Source organism: Streptomyces sp. SLBN-31 (genome assembly GCF_006715395.1).
Lineage (GTDB): Bacteria > Actinomycetota > Actinomycetes > Streptomycetales > Streptomycetaceae > Streptomyces.
The window spans coordinates 1,336,610-1,352,756 of the sequence record NZ_VFNC01000002.1 but is presented as its reverse complement, the minus strand read 5'-3'; the positions used below and the strand labels follow the sequence as shown (position 1 = coordinate 1,352,756).

At 72.5% G+C, this 16,147-nt stretch carries 10 protein-coding genes and 3 pseudogenes; 3 read left to right on the top strand and 10 right to left on the bottom strand.

The annotated features are described in order from the left end of the window. Positions 1–35: 35 nt before the first annotated feature. Complete coding sequence (locus FBY22_RS26120) at positions 36–1,154, bottom strand: NAD(P)/FAD-dependent oxidoreductase (RefSeq protein WP_142149894.1); 1,119 nt, start codon at positions 1,152–1,154, stop codon at positions 36–38. Positions 1,155–1,211: 57 nt separating this feature from the next. On the opposite strand from FBY22_RS26120, the gene FBY22_RS26115 reads away from it, so the two are divergent. Continuing rightward, positions 1,212–1,898: a TetR/AcrR family transcriptional regulator gene (locus tag FBY22_RS26115; RefSeq protein ID WP_142149892.1), complete on the top strand. Its 687-nt coding sequence runs from the start codon at positions 1,212–1,214 to the stop codon at positions 1,896–1,898. Positions 1,899–2,009: 111 nt separating this feature from the next. On the opposite strand, the gene FBY22_RS26110 is transcribed toward FBY22_RS26115, so the two are convergent. The 7 genes and pseudogenes from FBY22_RS26110 to xylB form a co-directional block, all read right to left on the bottom strand. Beyond that, entirely contained in the window at positions 2,010–3,533 is a 1,524-nt protein-coding gene (locus FBY22_RS26110) for an aldehyde dehydrogenase family protein (RefSeq protein ID WP_142149890.1), read from the bottom strand. 160 nt (positions 3,534–3,693) lie between these two features. Beyond that, positions 3,694–5,014, bottom strand: a pseudogene (locus tag FBY22_RS26105) (GAF domain-containing protein). Between the two features lie 168 nt (positions 5,015–5,182). Continuing rightward, a complete protein-coding gene (locus tag FBY22_RS26100) occupies positions 5,183–5,782 on the bottom strand; it encodes an N-acetylmuramoyl-L-alanine amidase (protein WP_142149888.1) in 600 nt (199 codons plus the stop codon). Between the two features lie 39 nt (positions 5,783–5,821). After that, a pseudogene (locus FBY22_RS26095) lies at positions 5,822–6,834 on the bottom strand (acetamidase/formamidase family protein). Next, complete coding sequence (locus tag FBY22_RS44015) at positions 6,831–6,998, bottom strand: hypothetical protein (RefSeq protein ID WP_160159936.1); 168 nt, start codon at positions 6,996–6,998, stop codon at positions 6,831–6,833. The pseudogene FBY22_RS26095 and the gene FBY22_RS44015 overlap by 4 nt, the downstream one beginning before the upstream one ends. A 282-nt stretch (positions 6,999–7,280) precedes the next feature. Beyond that, entirely contained in the window at positions 7,281–8,489 is a 1,209-nt protein-coding gene (locus tag FBY22_RS26090) for an ROK family transcriptional regulator (RefSeq protein WP_142149886.1), read from the bottom strand. Between the two features lie 10 nt (positions 8,490–8,499). Continuing rightward, on the bottom strand, positions 8,500–9,942 hold the full coding sequence (xylB, locus tag FBY22_RS26085) for a xylulokinase (protein WP_142149884.1): 1,443 nt from the start codon (positions 9,940–9,942) through the stop codon (positions 8,500–8,502). 153 nt (positions 9,943–10,095) lie between these two features. Between xylB and xylA the strand changes: the two genes are divergently transcribed. Both xylA and FBY22_RS44290 read left to right on the top strand, forming a co-directional pair. Then, positions 10,096–11,262, top strand: coding sequence for a xylose isomerase (gene xylA, locus FBY22_RS26080; RefSeq protein ID WP_142149882.1), 1,167 nt, complete (start codon positions 10,096–10,098; stop codon positions 11,260–11,262). Between the two features lie 361 nt (positions 11,263–11,623). After that, complete coding sequence (locus FBY22_RS44290) at positions 11,624–11,881, top strand: hypothetical protein (RefSeq protein ID WP_260845157.1); 258 nt, start codon at positions 11,624–11,626, stop codon at positions 11,879–11,881. 44 nt (positions 11,882–11,925) lie between these two features. Here the strand turns inward: FBY22_RS44290 and FBY22_RS26070 are convergent, their stop codons facing one another. Continuing rightward, on the bottom strand, positions 11,926–13,227 hold the full coding sequence (locus FBY22_RS26070) for an SWF or SNF family helicase (protein WP_142149878.1): 1,302 nt from the start codon (positions 13,225–13,227) through the stop codon (positions 11,926–11,928). After that, positions 13,224–16,054 (bottom strand): annotated as a pseudogene (locus tag FBY22_RS26065) (DEAD/DEAH box helicase). Before FBY22_RS26065 ends, FBY22_RS26070 begins: the two are co-directional and overlap by 4 nt. Positions 16,055–16,147 lie beyond the last annotated feature (93 nt).

Here is a 16,147-nt window from a genome sequence, read left to right as displayed (position 1 = left end):
CGGGTTCTCTGCCACGCGGAGGAGTCGCGGGACGGTCAGGAGGGCTGGACTTCTTCGAAGAGGGCGAGGGCCTCGGCGGGGTTCGCGCTCACCAGGCGCTCCAGACCCGCCGTCGTGATCTTCGCCCACCGCTCGGCCCGGGCCCACATCCGTTCCTCGAAGGCGCGGACGGTCTCGTCGAGGTCCTGGGTGCCCGTGGCGATGGCCTCGGCGAGTTCGGCGCCCTCCAGCATGGCGAGGTTCGCGCCCGCTCCCAGCGGGGGCATGAGATGCGCGGCGTCGCCCAGGAGCGTCACCCCCGGGGTGTGGGCCCAGGTGTGGGAGACGGGCAGGACGTGCACGGGGCGGTGGGTGAACGCGGCGCCGTGGCGCAGGAGTTCGAGAACGGGAGCGGCCCAGCCGTCGAACAGGGCCAGCAGACTCGCTCGCACCGCCTCGGCGTCGGTGAGGTCCAGTTCCGCGTGCCAGTCCAGCGGTGCGCGGAACTGGGCGTACACCTTGACGTGGCCGCCGCTGTTGCGCTGGGCGACGAGCTTTCGGTTCACGCCGTACACGGCCACGGAGCCGTCGCCGATCAGCCGGGCGAGCTCGGGATGGCGGATGTCGACGTCGTCCAGCGAGGTCTCCACCGAGGTGACGCCGGTGTAGTGCGGCGTCACCGGTGACACGGCGGGACGGACCCGGGACCAGGCGCCGTCCGCGCCGACGACGAGGTCGAACGTCTCCTGCCGCCCGTCCGCGAAACGGACCAGTGCGCCGTCCCCGGTCCCCGGCGTCACCTCCTCCACGCCGCGTCCCCACTGGACGTCGAGAGGGCCGAGCAGCAGGGCACGGAGTTGCCCCCGGTCGATCTCGGGATTGGCCCGGTCGTCCGGACGCGGTCGCCAGTCGCGCAGGACCGTCCCGTCCGTGTCGAGGATGCGCATGGCCTGCCCCTCGGGACGGGACAGCGCCTCGAACTCCGCCAGCAGTCCCGCCTTTTCCATCGCGAGCTGGCCCAGTCCCTCGTGCAGGTCCAGCGTGCCGCCCGGAGGGCGGGCGTCGGGGGAGGGGTCGCGTTCGAAGACCGTGACGGGGTGGCCGTGGCGGTGTAGCACACGGGCGAAGGTGAGTCCGGCGGGGCCGCTTCCGACCACGGCGATACGATGTCTCATGTCGATACACTGTATTTCTCGCTTACGATGCACCGCAAGCAACAGAACGGTGTGATCATGACTGTCTGGGACCGGCCCGAGCCGCCGGCTCGCCCGGTGCCGCTCGATCGGGAGCGGATCGTCGCCGCCGCCATCGCGCTGGCCGACGAGGGCGGGCTGGAGGCGGTGTCGCTGCGCAAGGTCGCCGCCCGGCTCAACGCCGGCCCGATGCGGCTCTACGGCTACATCTCCACCAAGCAGGAACTGTTCGACCTCATGGTGGACGAGGTCCAGGGCGAGATCCTCCCCGAGGAGCGCCCCGGTGACTGGCGGGAGGCGCTGAGCACTCTCGCCCACCGCACCAGGCAGACCGCACTCCGCCACGAGTGGCTGGCCGACCTGCTCGGCGGCCGCCCGACGCTGGGCCCGAACGGCCTCGCCGTGACCGAGGCCACGCTGGCCGCCCTCGACGGCCTCGCCGACATCGACACGGTCATGCGCGCCGTCGAGACCGTCAGCGCCTACTTCACCGGCGCGATCAGGCGCGAGATCGCGAGCGTGCGCGCCGAGCGCGCCACCGGCCTGTCGAAGCGCGAATGGCAGCGCGCCTCCGGCCCCCATGTGACGAAGATGCTGGCCACGGGCCGCTTCCCGGCGCTGAGCAGGGCGGTCTACGACGGCACGGACGTGGACGCCGAAACGTCCTTCGCCACCGGACTGGACTGGGTCCTCGACGCCGTCGCGGTCAAGCTGCAAGGCGCCTGACCTCGGTGATCGGTGATCAGTGATCGGTGATCGGTGATTCGTGATCGGTGATCCTTGATCGGACGGGGCAGGCGCCTTGCGGGTGAGGCCAGAAGGGGGGTGGGGGTGGGTCTAGAAGAAGCCGAGCTTCTTCGGCGAGTACGACACCAGGAGGTTCTTCGTCTGCTGGTAGTGCTCCAGCATCATCTTGTGTGTCTCGCGGCCGATGCCCGAACCCTTGTAGCCGCCGAACGCCGCGTGCGCCGGGTAGGCGTGGTAGCAGTTCGTCCAGACGCGGCCCGCCTGGATCGCGCGGCCCGCCCGGTACGCCGTGTTGATGTCACGGGTCCACACACCCGCGCCGAGCCCGTACAGCGTGTCGTTGGCGATCTTGATGGCGTCGTCGAAGTCGTCGAACGACGTCACGGAGACGACCGGTCCGAAGATCTCCTCCTGGAAGATCCGCATCCGGTTGTCGCCCTCGAAGATCGTCGGCTGGACGTAGTAGCCGCCCTTCAACTCGCCGTCGTACTCGATGCGTTCGCCACCGGTGAGGATCTTCGCGCCCTCCTGACGGCCGATGTCCAGGTAGGAGAGGATCTTCTCCAACTGGTCGTTGGAGGCCTGCGCGCCGATCATCGTGTCCGTGTCCAGCGGGTGGCCCGTCTTGATCTGCTCGGTCCGGGCGACCGCCGCCTCCATGAACTCGGCGTAGTGGCCGCGCTGCACCAGCGCCCGGGACGGGCAGGTGCACACCTCGCCCTGGTTGAGCGCGAACATCGTGAAGCCCTCGAGCGCCTTGTCCCGGAAAACGTCGTCGACCGCCGTGACGTCCTCGAAGAAGATGTTCGGGGACTTGCCGCCGAGTTCGAGGGTGACCGGGGTGATGTTCTCCGACGCGTACTGCATGATCAGCCGGCCGGTCGTGGTCTCCCCGGTGAACGCCACTTTCGCCACCCGCGGGCTGGACGCCAGCGGCTTGCCCGCCTCCACGCCGAAGCCGTTGACGATGTTGAGCACACCCGGCGGGATCAGATCGGCGACCAGGCTCAGCCAGTAGTGGATGGACGCCGGGGTCTGTTCGGCCGGCTTCAGCACGACCGCGTTGCCCGCGGCCAGCGCGGGCGCCAGCTTCCAGGTCGCCATCAGGATCGGGAAGTTCCACGGGATGATCTGCGCGACCACCCCGAGCGGCTCGTGGAAGTGGTACGCCACCGTGTCCTCGTCGACCTCGCCGAGCGAACCCTCCTGCGCCCGGATCGCGCCCGCGAAGTAACGGAAGTGGTCGATGGCGAGGGGGATGTCGGCGGCCAGCGTCTCCCGGACCGGCTTGCCGTTCTCCCAGCTCTCGGCGACCGCCAGCTTGTCGAGGTTGGCCTCCATGCGGTCGGCGATCTTCAGCAGGACGTCGGAGCGCTGGGTCATCGACGTACGGCCCCACGCCGGAGCCGCCGCGTGCGCCGCGTCGAGAGCCCGTTCCACGTCCTCCGCGGTGCCGCGCGCGATCTCGGTGAACGGCTGCCCGTTCACCGGGGTGGAGTTCTCGAAGTACTGCCCCCGGGCCGGCGGCACGTACTCGCCCCCGATGAAGTGGTCGTAGCGCGCCTGGTAGGAGACGATCGCGCCCTCGGTGCCGGGCGCCGCGTAACGGGTCATGCTGGTGCTCCTTCAGAAGCGCTGCCCGCCGTTGGGCAGCTTTCCTGCGGAGGCTAGGGACGGGGACGTTGCAACCACGTTGCCGGTCGGCGGCGCCGTCGGCCGGGCGGTCGGCCGGACGGGGTGGTGGGCTCTGGGGTGGTGGGATCCGGTCGGCGGGTCAGCGCGGGCGGGCCGTCGGTGCCGCCAGTTCCGCCTCAAGTGCGACGAGGCGCGACCGCACCGCCGGCGTCGGGCGGACCGCGGCGAGCGCCCGCCACACGTCGAGGTCGTCCTCGCCCCAGGGGGCGTGCGCCCAGTCCGCGAGGAGGTCGGGGTCACGGCGGGCGATCAACGCCGTGCGCAGTCCGTCGGCCAGGCGGTGCCTGAGCCGCACCACCGCCGGGGCGTACGAACCGGGCAGCAGCGGTCCCGCGTACGTCCTCGCGGCCGCCGTGACCGCGCCGGTCTCCAGCCGCCGCTCGACCACGGCGACGTCGCACTCCACCGGCACCGTCAGCCGGTAGGGCCGCGAGGCCAGCAGCCCCGGGCCCAGCAGCCTGCGCAGCCGGGCCAGTTCGGCACGCAACGTCACCGGCGTCACCGACTCGTCCTCGTACAGCGCGCACAGCAACTCGTCGCCGGTCAGCCCCTCCGGGCGCCGCGCCAGCAGCACGAGGATCTCGCTGTGCCGGCGGCTGAGCCGGATCCGGCGCCCGTCGATGCGCAACTGGGCCTCGTCGCGGCCCAGCACGGTCAGTTCGGGTGTGTCGGTGCCGGGCCGCTCCGGCACGAGCAGCGCCAGCTGCGATTCGGCGGCCCGCGCCACCGCCTGCACGAAACCCAGGCTGTGCGGATGCGCCAGCCCGTCCCCGCCGGTGATGTCCACGGCGCCGAGCACCCGCCCGGTCCGCGGATCGTGCACCGGGGCCGCCGCGCAGGTCCAGGGCTGCACCCGCCGGATGAAGTGCTCGGCCGCGAACACCTGCACCGGCCGGTCCACGGCGACCGCGGTCCCCGGTGCGTTCGTCCCCATCGCGGTCTCCGCCCACCGGGCACCCGGTACGAAGTTCATCCGTCCCGCGTGCCGCCGGGTCGTCGGATGACCCTCGACCCACAGCAGCCTGCCGTGCGCGTCGCACACCGCCAGCAGATGCTCGCCGTCGGCGGCGAACGTCCCCATCAGCTCCCGAAACAGCGGCATCACCCGTGCCAGCGGATGCTCGGCCCGGTAGGCGCCGAGGTCGTCGTCCATCAGGTCCACGTCCGCCAGCTGCGCGGGTGCTCAGCACCTCGGGCATGGCCTGCAGACGTGTGAGGACCAGCTGCCCGTCGGGCCCCACGCCTGCCCGGGCCGAACGCCGCCACGACTCGGCGACCACCGTACGCACCGGGCGGGTCACGGTGCCCGCCTCGGTGAACGTCTCGTGCGCGCGACGCAGCACCCGTGTGCGTTCGGCGAGATCGGCCCCCGGCTCCAGGGCCACCCACGGATCGGTCAACTCGGCCTCCCCGGAAAAGCTGTGCGGCTGAAGGACATCGTCACTCCCGGTACGCGCCCCGACAACCGTTTCGACCACGATCACCCGGACGAGGCGTCGGCCCCTCGCGTCGAGCCGACCGCACTGGGCAGCTGCCACGGCACCGGCCCTGGCACCGACCCCCTTGCTTCAGGCGAAGTTGACCATCCTTATGAACCGCGTCCAGTCCCAGTTGGGCCCGGGATCGGTGTGGTCCGTCCCCGGCACCTGGTAGTGGCCGATGATGTGCGCGCGGTCCTTCGGGATGCCGTACTTGGTGCAGACCGCCGCCGTCAGCTTGGCCGACTGCTCGTAGAGGGCGTCGGTGAAGTATGCGGGCCGGTCCACCCAGCCCTCGTGCTCGATGCCGATGCTGCGCGTGTTGTAGTCCCAGTTCCCGGCGTGCCAGGCGACGTCCTTCTCCCGGACGCACTGCGCCACGTGCCCGTCGGCCGAGCGCACCAGGTAGTGCGCGGACACCGCCTTCTTGGAGTTCTGGAAGACGGCGAGGGTGTCCGCGTAGGTCTCCTGGGTGACGTGGATGACCACGAAGTCGAGCGGATAGGACGTGGGCCGGCTGGACGCCGTGTAGTTGGAGGACGTCGCCGGCTGCCACTCCGCGGACGGGTAGTCGACGGCCTGGGCCTTGGCGTCGGCCCGCGCGTCGGGCAGCAGGGCGTACGGAACTGCGGCCAGGGCGGCCCCCTTGAGGAACCGTCTTCTGGAGGTGCCTGGTCTTGCTCGCTCCATCGAGCCGTGCCTTTCGTGTGGGGGAGGAGGTGGGCCTGCTCAGCGCGGCAGCGCGGCGGCGGTCTCCCGGAGCCGGGCGTGCATGCCGCGGTAAGTCTCGCGCTCGGGCAGCCACTGCTTGCGGATCTTCGCCACGCACGTGTAGTTGGTGTCGCACACGTTGGCCAACGGCGATTCCACCGCCTGCGTCGCGAACTGGTACGCGTCCAGCTCCCCGAAGCCGTAGTCGCGCACCAGCCACTGCACCAGGTCGAGCTGGGAGATGCGGAACGCGTCCTCGAGCGGACGGGCCGAGCCCGTCGAGATGATGTGCGTGTCCGACTCGATGCGCGGCCAGGGCGTGGCCACTCCCTTGAGCAGCTCGACGATCACAACGGTGTTCATGGCGCACTCGACGGCGACCTCGCAGGTCTCGCCCTCGCCCTGCCGGGCGTGCCCGTCGCCGAGGCTGAGCAGCGCCCCTTCCACGTTGACTCCGAGATAGCAGGTGACGCCGGCCCGCATCTCGGGCGTGTCCATGTTGCCGCCGTGCGCGTCGGGCACCAGCGCGGAGCGGACCTCCAGGTTGGCCGGCGCCACGCCCACCGTGCCGTGCACGGATCGAGGGGCAGCTCGGCCTCGATGTCACTGTCGTGCGCCCGGAACAGCGCGGTGCGCCGGGTGAGGTCGAGCTGCCAGATCCACACGGTTTCCGGCAGCGGCGGTTGCAGCGTTGCCGTGGCGTGCGTGGAGGTGAGCGCGCCGAACAGGGGGACCGTGGTCGACGCGGCCCAGTCCCGCGCCGGTTCGATCGACACGAAGTGCACGGCGACGGTGTCGCCCGGCTCCCCGCCCTCGACGTGGAACGGGCCGGTCTGCGGATTGAGGAAGGGGAACTCGCACACTTCGGACACCAGGTCCTCCTCGGACCGCACCCGTCCGGCGAAGCAGTCCTCCGTGTACAGGTCGAGGACCGTGCCGGGCGTGACGCGTGCCACGGGCGGTGCGCCGCCGAACGTCCAGGCGTACTCGCCCGGTTCGGGTCGGACGATCAGGATCCGGGGGTCGCTCATCGGTGTGTCGCTCCGTTCTGCGCGGGATGGGTGGGGGCGGGTTCGTCGAGGTAGATGGACGCGGCGACCGCCGCGGCCGGAGCCATGGCCGTTATGCCCTGGAACAGCACCTCGCGCAGTGCGACCGCGTCGCGCCTGAGCCCCGCTTCCGCTTCCCCCGACATGTGAATACCCCTCAATCCACGCCGACTTGGCCGGTGCCCTCGACACCGACGGCTGCGCCTCGCGTGATTCACGGTACGGCGCTCGCGGGATGGGCAGAAGGGCACGACGTGCTTCGGTGGACGAAGGCGCGGATGTGGACAACTCGGCCACTCGGACGGGTGAAGCGAGCGTGATCCACGGCTTTCCGAGCACGGCGGCCCGGGCTCACGGACCGCACAGGGTGGGGCCGAGGTCAGCCCTGCCGACCGGTCAGCCCTGCCGACCGTTCAGCGCGATCCGGGTCAGCCCCGCTCCGCGACCGCCGCCGGATCGTCGAGGACCGCCCGTACCACCGAGTGCGCCGCGCCCAGCAGTGGTCCCTCGGAACCGAGACCCGACACCGTCACCGGGCAGGCGGGGCCGGCGGTGCGCCGGGCCAACTCGGCCTCCAGAGAGGGCAGCAGCCACGGCGCGAGCCCGGCCAGCGCGCCGCCCAGCACCACGCCCTCGGGATCCAGCAGGTTCACCGCCCCGGTCAGCGCTATGCCGAGCGCCTCACCGGCGTCGAGAAGGGCTCGCCGTACGTCGGCGTCACCGTTGGCGGCCCGGTTCGCCAGCAGGCCGACGCGGTCCTCGCCCGGCTCCAGTCCCGCCGCCCGCAGCACCGCCTCCTCACCGGCGTACTGCTCCAGACATCCCCGGCCGCCGCAGGGGCAGGAGAGCCCTTCCGGACGCACGGGCACGTGTCCCAGCTCGCCCGCGAACCCACGTGTCCCGCGCAGCAGCCCACCGGCCACGACGACCGCGGCGCCGATGCCGATCTCCGCGGACACGTGCAGGAAGTCGCGCGGTGTGCCCTCGCCGAGCCAGAGTTCGGCGAGGGCCCCGAAGTTGGCCTCGTTGCCGACGGTCAGGGGCCAGTCGGCCGGCAGCAGGGCGCCGAGGTCGGTGTCGTGCCAGTCCAGGTTCGGGGCGCGGACGACGGTGCGGGCGTCGCGGGCCACCAGGCCGGGCACGGCAACCGCGAGCCCCGCGGGCCACAGTCCTTCGTCCTGCGCCTCGGCGACGACCCGGTGCACCAGTTCGGTGAGTTCCCCGATCACGGGCTCGGGGGAGCGGCCGCGGTTCGCGCCGTGCCGGACGGCCTTCGCCCGCACCTGTCCGCGCAGATCGACCGCGCACACCGCGAGGTGGTCGACGCCGACCTCGGCGCCGATGCCGGCGGGGCCGTGCCCGCTGACGGCGAGTGCGGAGCCGGGGCGGCCCACTCGTCCGGGCCGCTCGGGACCCAGTTCGTCGAGCAGGCCGGAGCGTATGAGCTCGTCGACGAGGCTGGACACCGCCGCCCGGGTCAGTCCGATGCGGGAGGCGACGGCGGCACGGGAGAGCGGGCCCTCGGCGCTGACGGTGTGCATCACCCGTGCCAGGTTGCGGCGGCGCATGCCCTGCTGGGTGTCCGGCAGCGCCCGCCCGGGCCCGGCCGGGTGTGCCTCGTGCAGCGGTGCGGTCATGCCCCCGTCCTCAGCGGTTCTCGGTGCTCCGCTCCAGCAGCGGGGCCGCGTCGGAGAGTACCCCGGCGATCCTTTCCAGCGTCTCGTCGTCCCGCTCCACGGCATCCAGCACCGGCCCCGCGGCCGTGTTCCAGCGCCGGGCGACCGAGGCCGGATCCTCGCCGGTCAGTAGTCCCGCCGCCTGCGCCGCGGCGCCGAGCGCGACCAGTTCCTTGGCCTCGGGGACCTGTACCGCGCGGCCGGAGAGCCGTCGTACGGTCTCCTGCCAGGCCCGGCCGCGGGCGCCGCCGCCGATCAGCAGCAGCGGCACGGAGCGGTCCGCGTCCGCGTCGAGGACGAGGTCGAGCGCGCCGAGCAGGGAGTGCACGGCGCCGTCGTAGGCGGCCTGCAGGAGCTGACCGGCGGTCGTGTCGTGGCGCAGGCCGTGCAGCAGTCCCGACGCTCCGGGCAGGTTCGGCGTGCGCTCGCCGTCCAGGTAGGGCAGCAGGGTGACGCCGGTGGGTTCCACGGCCTCCCGGTCGAGGCCCAGCAGGGTGGCGACACGGTCGACGGCGAGGGTGCAGTTCAAGGTGCAGGCCAGCGGCAGCCAGTCGCCGTGGGCGTCGGCGAAGCCCGCGACGGTGCCGGTGGGGTCGGCCGGGCGGCGCTTGGAGACCGCGTACACGGTGCCCGAGGTGCCGAGGCTGAGCACGGGGGCGCCGGGCCGCAGCCCGAGGCCCAGCGCGGCGGCCGCGTTGTCGCCCGTCCCCGGCGCGACCAGGGTGCCCTTGGAGAACGGCAGGTCATGGCTGTCGCGCACGGTGCCCGCCACCTCGCCCGGCCGCACCACGCGGGGCAGCATGGCGGGGTCAAGGCCCACGTGCGCGAGGGTCTCCTCGTCGTACGCCTCCGTCCCGGACGCCCACCAGCCGGTGCCCGAGGCGTCGCCGCGGTCGGTGGTGCCCTGCCCCGTCAGGCGTTCGGTGAGGTAGTCGTGGGGCAGGCGCACCGCCCGGGTCGCGCGGACCGCCTCCGGCTCGTTCTCGGCCAGCCATGCCCACTTGGTGACCGTGAAGGACGGCCCGGGGACGCTGCCGGTTCGCTCCGCCCAGGCTTTCGGTCCGCCCAGCTCCTCGATCAGGCGGCGGGCCTGCGGCGCCGAGCGCACGTCGTTCCACAGCAGGGCCGGGCGCACCGGCTCACCCCGCTCGTCCAGCGTGACCAGGCCGTGCTGCTGACCGCCGATCGACACGGCGGCCGCCTCGTGCGCCGCGTCGCCGCACTGGCGCAGGGCCTCGCACAGGGCGTCCCACCACTGGCGCGGGTCGCTCTCGCGGCCGGCCCCGGAGGAGACGGTGTGGGGCGCCTGACCGCTCGCGACGACCTGGCCGGTGGCCGCGTCGACGACGAGCGCCTTGGTGGACTGGGTGGACGTGTCCACGCCGACGACGAGCGGTCCCTCGGCTGCTGACATCGGGCTCTCCCTCTTCCGCGGCTCAGCGGGATGTTCTGTGACAGACCCCCTGGACTCTTCCCAGGGCTGCGTCCGCATACTAATTTGTAAACGGCCATGACGAAATAGTTCGCCATAGTCCGCACGACAGTCTGCGAAGCAAGGAGCCGCGGCATGAGCTACCAGCCCACCCCCGAGGACAGGTTCACCTTCGGCCTGTGGACCGTCGGCTGGCAGGGAAGGGACCCGTTCGGCGACGCCACGCGGCGTGCCCTCGACCCGGTCGAGACGGTGCAGCGCCTGAGCGAGCTCGGCGCCTACGGCGTCACTTTCCACGACGACGACCTGATCCCCTTCGGATCCTCCGACAGCGAGCGCGAGTCGCACATCAAGCGCTTCCGCCAGGCCCTCGACACGACCGGCATGACCGTGCCGATGGCCACCACGAACCTCTTCACCCATCCGGTCTTCAAGGACGGCGCGTTCACCGCCAACGACCGCGAGGTGCGCCGCTACGCCCTGCGCAAGACCATCCGCAACATCGACCTCGCGGTCGAGCTGGGCGCGAAGACCTATGTCGCCTGGGGCGGACGCGAGGGCGCCGAGTCCGGCGCCGCCAAGGACGTACGGGTCGCCCTGGACCGCATGAAGGAGGCCTTCGACCTGCTCGGCGAGTACGTCACCTCCCAGGGCTACGACCTGAAGTTCGCCATCGAGCCGAAGCCGAACGAGCCGCGCGGCGACATCCTGCTGCCCACCGTGGGTCACGCCCTGGCGTTCATCGAGCGCCTGGAGCGCCCCGAGATGTACGGCGTCAACCCCGAGGTCGGCCACGAGCAGATGGCCGGGCTGAACTTCCCGCACGGCATCGCGCAGGCCCTGTGGGCGGGCAAGCTCTTCCACATCGACCTCAACGGCCAGTCCGGCATCAAGTACGACCAGGACCTGCGCTTCGGCGCCGGCGACCTGCGTGCCGCGTTCTGGCTGGTCGACCTCCTGGAGAGCGCCGGCTACGCGGGCCCGAAGCACTTCGACTTCAAGCCGCCGCGGACCGAGGACCTCGACGGCGTGTGGGCGTCGGCGGCGGGCTGCATGCGCAACTACCTGATCCTCAAGGAGCGCGCCGTCGCCTTCCGTGCCGACCCGGAGGTGCAGGAGGCCCTGCGCGCCTCGCGACTGGACCAGCTCGCCCAGCAGACCGCGGAGGACGGCCTGGAGGCACTCCTGGCCGACCGCAGCGCCTTCGAGGACTTCGACGTCGAGGCGGTCGCCGCCCGCGGGATGGCCTTCGAGAGGCTCGACCAGCTGGCGATGGACCACCTGCTGGGGGCGCGCGGCTGAGCACTCACGCGCACGCACGTCCTCGCGCGCGCTCGCCGAACGGCGCTCACGCGCGCGTGAGCGGACGGAATGCGTGCGTCCGTGAACGGGCTCCGCACGGAATACGCCGGAATCGTGCAGTCCATGGAATGGGGCCGTATCAAGTTCCGTGCGGGGCTCGCGCGTCGTCCGGTCCGAGGCGACTCTGGACGGTATGGCCATGCCGCCGGTACCGCCTCGCCCGCCCGGACCGCCGGGTGACACGCCGCCTCCGGGTGGCTTCGGACCGCCCTCCTACGACGACTGGCCGCCGGGCCCCCGGCCGCCGGAGGGCCCGGACCGGCCGCCGGGGCCCGGGAGGCGGCGAAGCCCGCTCTTCGTCGTGCTGGTGGCGCTCGCCGCGATGGCGGCCGTCGCTGTCGTCGTGCTCATGGCGACCTCCCGGCACGACGGTTCACCCGACAAGAAGTCGCCGGACCGCAGCAGCACGGGTACCGGCGGCTCACCGTCCCCCACCTCCGGCCTTCCGACAAAGTTGCCCAGCGAACTGCCGTCGAAGCTGCCCAGCCGACTGCCGAGCGAGATCCCGAGCGGCATCGAGTCGCTGATCCCGTCCTTGGGCGGCCTCGACCTGCCGTGACTCGCGATCCGACGTCGGAGGGAGCCGCGCCGCGCTGACTGGCGTCAGCCGTCATCGTCCTCGGTAGCCGCCTTCAGCGAGGCAAGCGCTGTCGCCGGATCCCGGGACGCCCCGCCGGCGGGTACCCAGCGCCCGCGCTCCTCGCGATACGGCCACCAACGCCCATTCCGCCCCAGCCGCAACTGGACCGGCGCGCCCACGACCGTCCACCGGTTGCCGACCGACCGCAACGACGGCCGTTCTTCGTCTTCCCACGCCCTCTCAAGGGCGTCACGCGCCCGAGTGAGCGTTTCGCCCGAGACGGCCCATTCCTCCTCCAGTACGGCAAGGGCGGCCGCACCTCCGAACTCCCACGCGCGCGTGGCCGACGCCAGCCCCTCCCGATCACGCCCCGAGCCCTGGGCCAGCCGATCCGCCACTGCCTCCACAGGCCCGCCGAGAGCCAGCCGCACCGCGTCCTGGGCGGTCGTCAACTCCTCGGCGGAACCTGGTTGTTCCGTCCCGGTGTGCAGCGCTTCCGCGAGCAGCCGGTGTGCCTCCGCGGCCGTCCGGGCGGCCAGGTGCCGGAGCGCGTCCGGATCGACGCCCGCAGGAGGCGGGGTGTCGGTGTCGAGCGCGGGCGGCGTGCCGGGCTCCGCGGGCAGCTCCGGCAGGGCCGGCAGCGGCGGCAGGATGCCGCCGATCGCATACGCCTCCACGGCGTCCACGCCCTCGTCCACGGATGCCTCCGCGGCGTCCGTGCCCGCTTCTGAGGATGCCTCCGTGGCGGGTGAGGCACTGCGGGCCTGGAGGTCGGCCAGCAGCGTCCGTTCACCCCGTCCGCGCATCAGCAGCAGGACCAGGGGGTCCTCGTCCAGCAGCCGTGCCACCTGGTAGCACAGTGCCGCCGTGTGCCCGCAGTGGTCCCAGGCGCCGCAGTCGCACTGCGCCTCCAGGTCGCCCATGCCCGGCAGCAGTTCCACACCGGCTGCCGCAGCGTCCTCCACCAGGTGCGGCGGCATGTCGCGGTCCAGGAGGGCCGCGACGTGTCCGGCCCGCTCGACCGTCATGTCCAGCAGGCGGTTCCACTGCTCGCCGTCCAGCTCCGCCAACAGCACGTCGGCCCGGCACGCGCTGTGGTCGCGGTCCTGGACCACGGCGGTGATGCGCCCCGGCCGGACGGACACAGCGCCCACGGCTCCCGCGCGCGCGAGCCTGCGCCCGGCCTTGAGCTGGGCCGAGTCCAGTGCCGCGTCCTCCAGCGCCTTCAGCCAGGCCCGGCCCCACCACGTGTGCGCGAAGGCCCGCCCGTGCGCGGGCGGCAGCGGCGCGAACGTGCGCTCGGTGTCTGCGTCGTGCCGGTTCATCGTGTGCCCCCTCGCAGCTCGACCAGATCGGCCAGTTCGGAATCCGTCAGCTCGGTGAGAGCGGCCTCGCCGGAGCCCAGTACCGCCTCCGCGAGCCTCTGCTTGCGGGCCAGCATCTCGGCGATGCGGTCCTCGACGGTTCCCTCCGCGATCAGCCGGTGCACCTGCACGTGCCGGCTCTGGCCGATCCGGTGGGCCCGGTCGGTGGCCTGGGCCTCGACGGCCGGGTTCCACCAGCGGTCGTAGTGCACGACGTGTTCGGCGCGCGTGAGGTTCAGGCCCGTGCCCGCGGCCTTCAACGACAGCAGGAAAACGGGCACCTCGCCGTCCTGGAACTGCCGCACCATCGCCTCCCGGCCGGCGACGGGCGTGCCGCCGTGCAAGAGCTGAGACGGCACTCCACGTGCCGTCAGATGCCGTTCCAACAGGCGTGCCATGCGCACGTACTGGGTGAAGACCAGAACGCTCGCCCCCTCGGAGAGGATGGTGTCGAGCAGTTCGTCCAGCAGTTCCAGCTTCCCGGATCGCCCCTCGGTCCTCGGCAGCTCCTCCTTGAGGAACTGCGCCGGATGGTTGCAGATCTGCTTCAGCCCCGTCAGCAGCTTCACGATCAGTCCGCGCCGCGCCATGCTGTCGGCCCCGGAGATCTCCGCCAGAGTCTCGCGCACCACCGCCTCGTAGAGCGCGGCCTGTTCCTCGGTGAGCGCCACGGCGCGGTCCGTCTCGGTCTTCGGCGGCAACTCGGGCGCGATTCCCGGGTCCGACTTGCGCCGCCGCAGCAGGAACGGCCGTACCAGCCGGGAGAGCCGCTCGGCGGCGGCCGGGTCCCCGCCGTTCTCCACCGCCCGCGCATACCGGCTGCGGAAGGTGCCGAGCCGGCCCAGCAGCCCCGGGGTCGTCCAGTCGAGAATCGCCCACAGCTCCGACAGGTTGTTCTCCACCGGAGTGCCGGTGAGCGCCACGCGCGCGCGTGCGCCGATGGAACGCAGCTGTCGCGCGGTCGCCGAGTACGGGTTCTTCACATGCTGCGCCTCGTCCGCCACGACCATCCCCCAGGGCACCTCCCCGAGTCGGCCGGCGTCCAGGCGCAGCGTGCCGTACGTGGTCAGCACCAACTCGCCCTCGGCTACGCCCTCCAGGCCCCGGCCGGGTCCGTGGAAACGGCGCACGCGCGTGCCGGGTGCGAACCGCTCTGTCTCCCGCTGCCAGTTGCCCATCAGCGACGTCGGACACACCACGAGGGTGGGACCGGCCGTCACTGTCTCGGTCTGCCGGTGCAGATGCAGGGCGATCAGCGTGATCGTCTTGCCGAGCCCCATGTCGTCGGCAAGACAGCAGCCCAGGCCCAGGGACGTCGTCCGCGCAAGCCAAGTCAGGCCCCGCAGCTGGTAGTCCCGCAGCGTCGCTGCGAGCGCGGCGGGCTGTCCGACGGGCTCGTGCGCCTCGGGATCCGCGAGCCGCTCGCGCAGGGCTTCGAGCCAGCCCGTGGGGTGTACGGCGACCAGGTGGCCGTCGACCTCGGTGGAGCCCGTCAGGGCGGCGCCGAGGGCTTCGACTGGCGCGATCCGGCGAGCCTGCCGGGCGCGGGCCCGCTGGACCTCCCCGGGGTCGACCAGGACCCACTGGTCGTGCAGCCGCACGACGGGGCGCTTGGCCTCGGCCAGCAGATCCAGCTCCTCCCGGGTCAGCCGCCGGTCGCCCAGCGCGAAACGCCAGTCGAAGGCGAGCAGCGCGTCGACGGACAGCCACGGAGACGCGTCGGAGTCGCTCCCGTGGGCCGTCGCTTCGCCCTCCGGCGGACCGATCGCCGCGCCGACGGTCAGCCCGCGGGCCGGCTCCTTCGGCCAGTGCACGTCGACTCCGGCCGCGGCGAGCGCCCGGGCGCCCTCGGAGAGGAGATCGGTGATCTCCTCGTCGGCGAGCTCGACCGCGTCCGGCACGCCCGCCGCCAGCAGCGGCGCGAGCGGCGGCCAGGCCCGGGCCGCGCGCCGCAACGCCAACAGAGTGTCGAGACGCGCGCGGGGGCCGAATCCCCTGGCGGTGTCCGCGGCGGCGTCCCACATGTCCGCAGCATCCGCCACGAGCCCCGGATCGTTCACGCCGTGCACCTGGGGCACCGCCCGGAAGGTCACCGCCGCGTCGTCCTCTGCCGGGTCCGCGAGGCCGGTCACCTCGATCCGCAACGACAGCCGTACCCCGGCATCGTGCCCCGAGGCGACATCGGTGGCCCAGTCCCGCAGTTCCGGCATGCGCCGCGCTTCGCGCGCCGCGTAGGCGGGTCCGCCGGTCACCAGGGGTGCCGCGGGGGAGCGCGGCAAGGTGTCGGCGACGGCGTCCAGGAAGGCGCGCAGCAACCGTTCCGGGTCCGGCAGACGCCAGGGCGCGGTGGCGTTCAACGGTATGGCGTGCGCCTCCGGCGGCATCGCGGCGGCCAGTCGGCGCACGCGCTCGGCATGCTCCGGCGACAGCGGACCGACGCGCCAGGCGTCGTGGTCGCCGGGCGACAGACCGGGCAGCAGCAGTCCACGTGCCACCAGATGCAGCGCGAGCAGGGCCGCGGCGCCCCAGAACACCGTCGCCCGGGGCCGTTCGCCTCGGCACCCGCGCGCGTGAGGACCGGCAGTGCCGCCCGCACCGGCAGCACGGCGGCGGGCACGTCGACCCGTTCGGGGCCGTTCTCGCCGGGCAGCACGAGGCCCACCTCCCGGGCGGTTCCGGCCGTCACGGAGGGAGGGACGGTGCCGTCGGGCCGCCAGAAGGCGACGCCGCCGTCACGCGCCGGGTCGCCGGGCAGGAAGACAGCGCGGCAGCGGGCCAGTTCATGCATCTCGGACAGGGTGGCCAGAGGGATCCTCTGCACGGCGATACCGCACTCCTCAAATTTGACTACCGGGGTCGGGGGGTCGAGGGTACAGCAATG

Bases quoted from the DNA above. Each gene is read 5' to 3' on its own strand.
- FBY22_RS26120 (WP_142149894.1), bottom strand. From the start codon at position 1,154: ATGAGACATCGTATCGCCGTGGTCGGAAGCGGCCCCGCCGGACTCACC.
- FBY22_RS26115 (WP_142149892.1), top strand. From the start codon at position 1,212: ATGACTGTCTGGGACCGGCCCGAGCCGCCGGCTCGCCCGGTGCCGCTC.
- FBY22_RS26110 (WP_142149890.1), bottom strand. From the start codon at position 3,533: ATGACCCGTTACGCGGCGCCCGGCACCGAGGGCGCGATCGTCTCCTAC.
- FBY22_RS26100 (WP_142149888.1), bottom strand. From the start codon at position 5,782: ATGGAGCGAGCAAGACCAGGCACCTCCAGAAGACGGTTCCTCAAGGGG.
- FBY22_RS44015 (WP_160159936.1), bottom strand. From the start codon at position 6,998: ATGTCGGGGGAAGCGGAAGCGGGGCTCAGGCGCGACGCGGTCGCACTG.
- FBY22_RS26090 (WP_142149886.1), bottom strand. From the start codon at position 8,489: ATGACCGCACCGCTGCACGAGGCACACCCGGCCGGGCCCGGGCGGGCG.
- xylB (WP_142149884.1), bottom strand. From the start codon at position 9,942: ATGTCAGCAGCCGAGGGACCGCTCGTCGTCGGCGTGGACACGTCCACC.
- xylA (WP_142149882.1), top strand. From the start codon at position 10,096: ATGAGCTACCAGCCCACCCCCGAGGACAGGTTCACCTTCGGCCTGTGG.
- FBY22_RS26070 (WP_142149878.1), bottom strand. From the start codon at position 13,227: ATGAACCGGCACGACGCAGACACCGAGCGCACGTTCGCGCCGCTGCCG.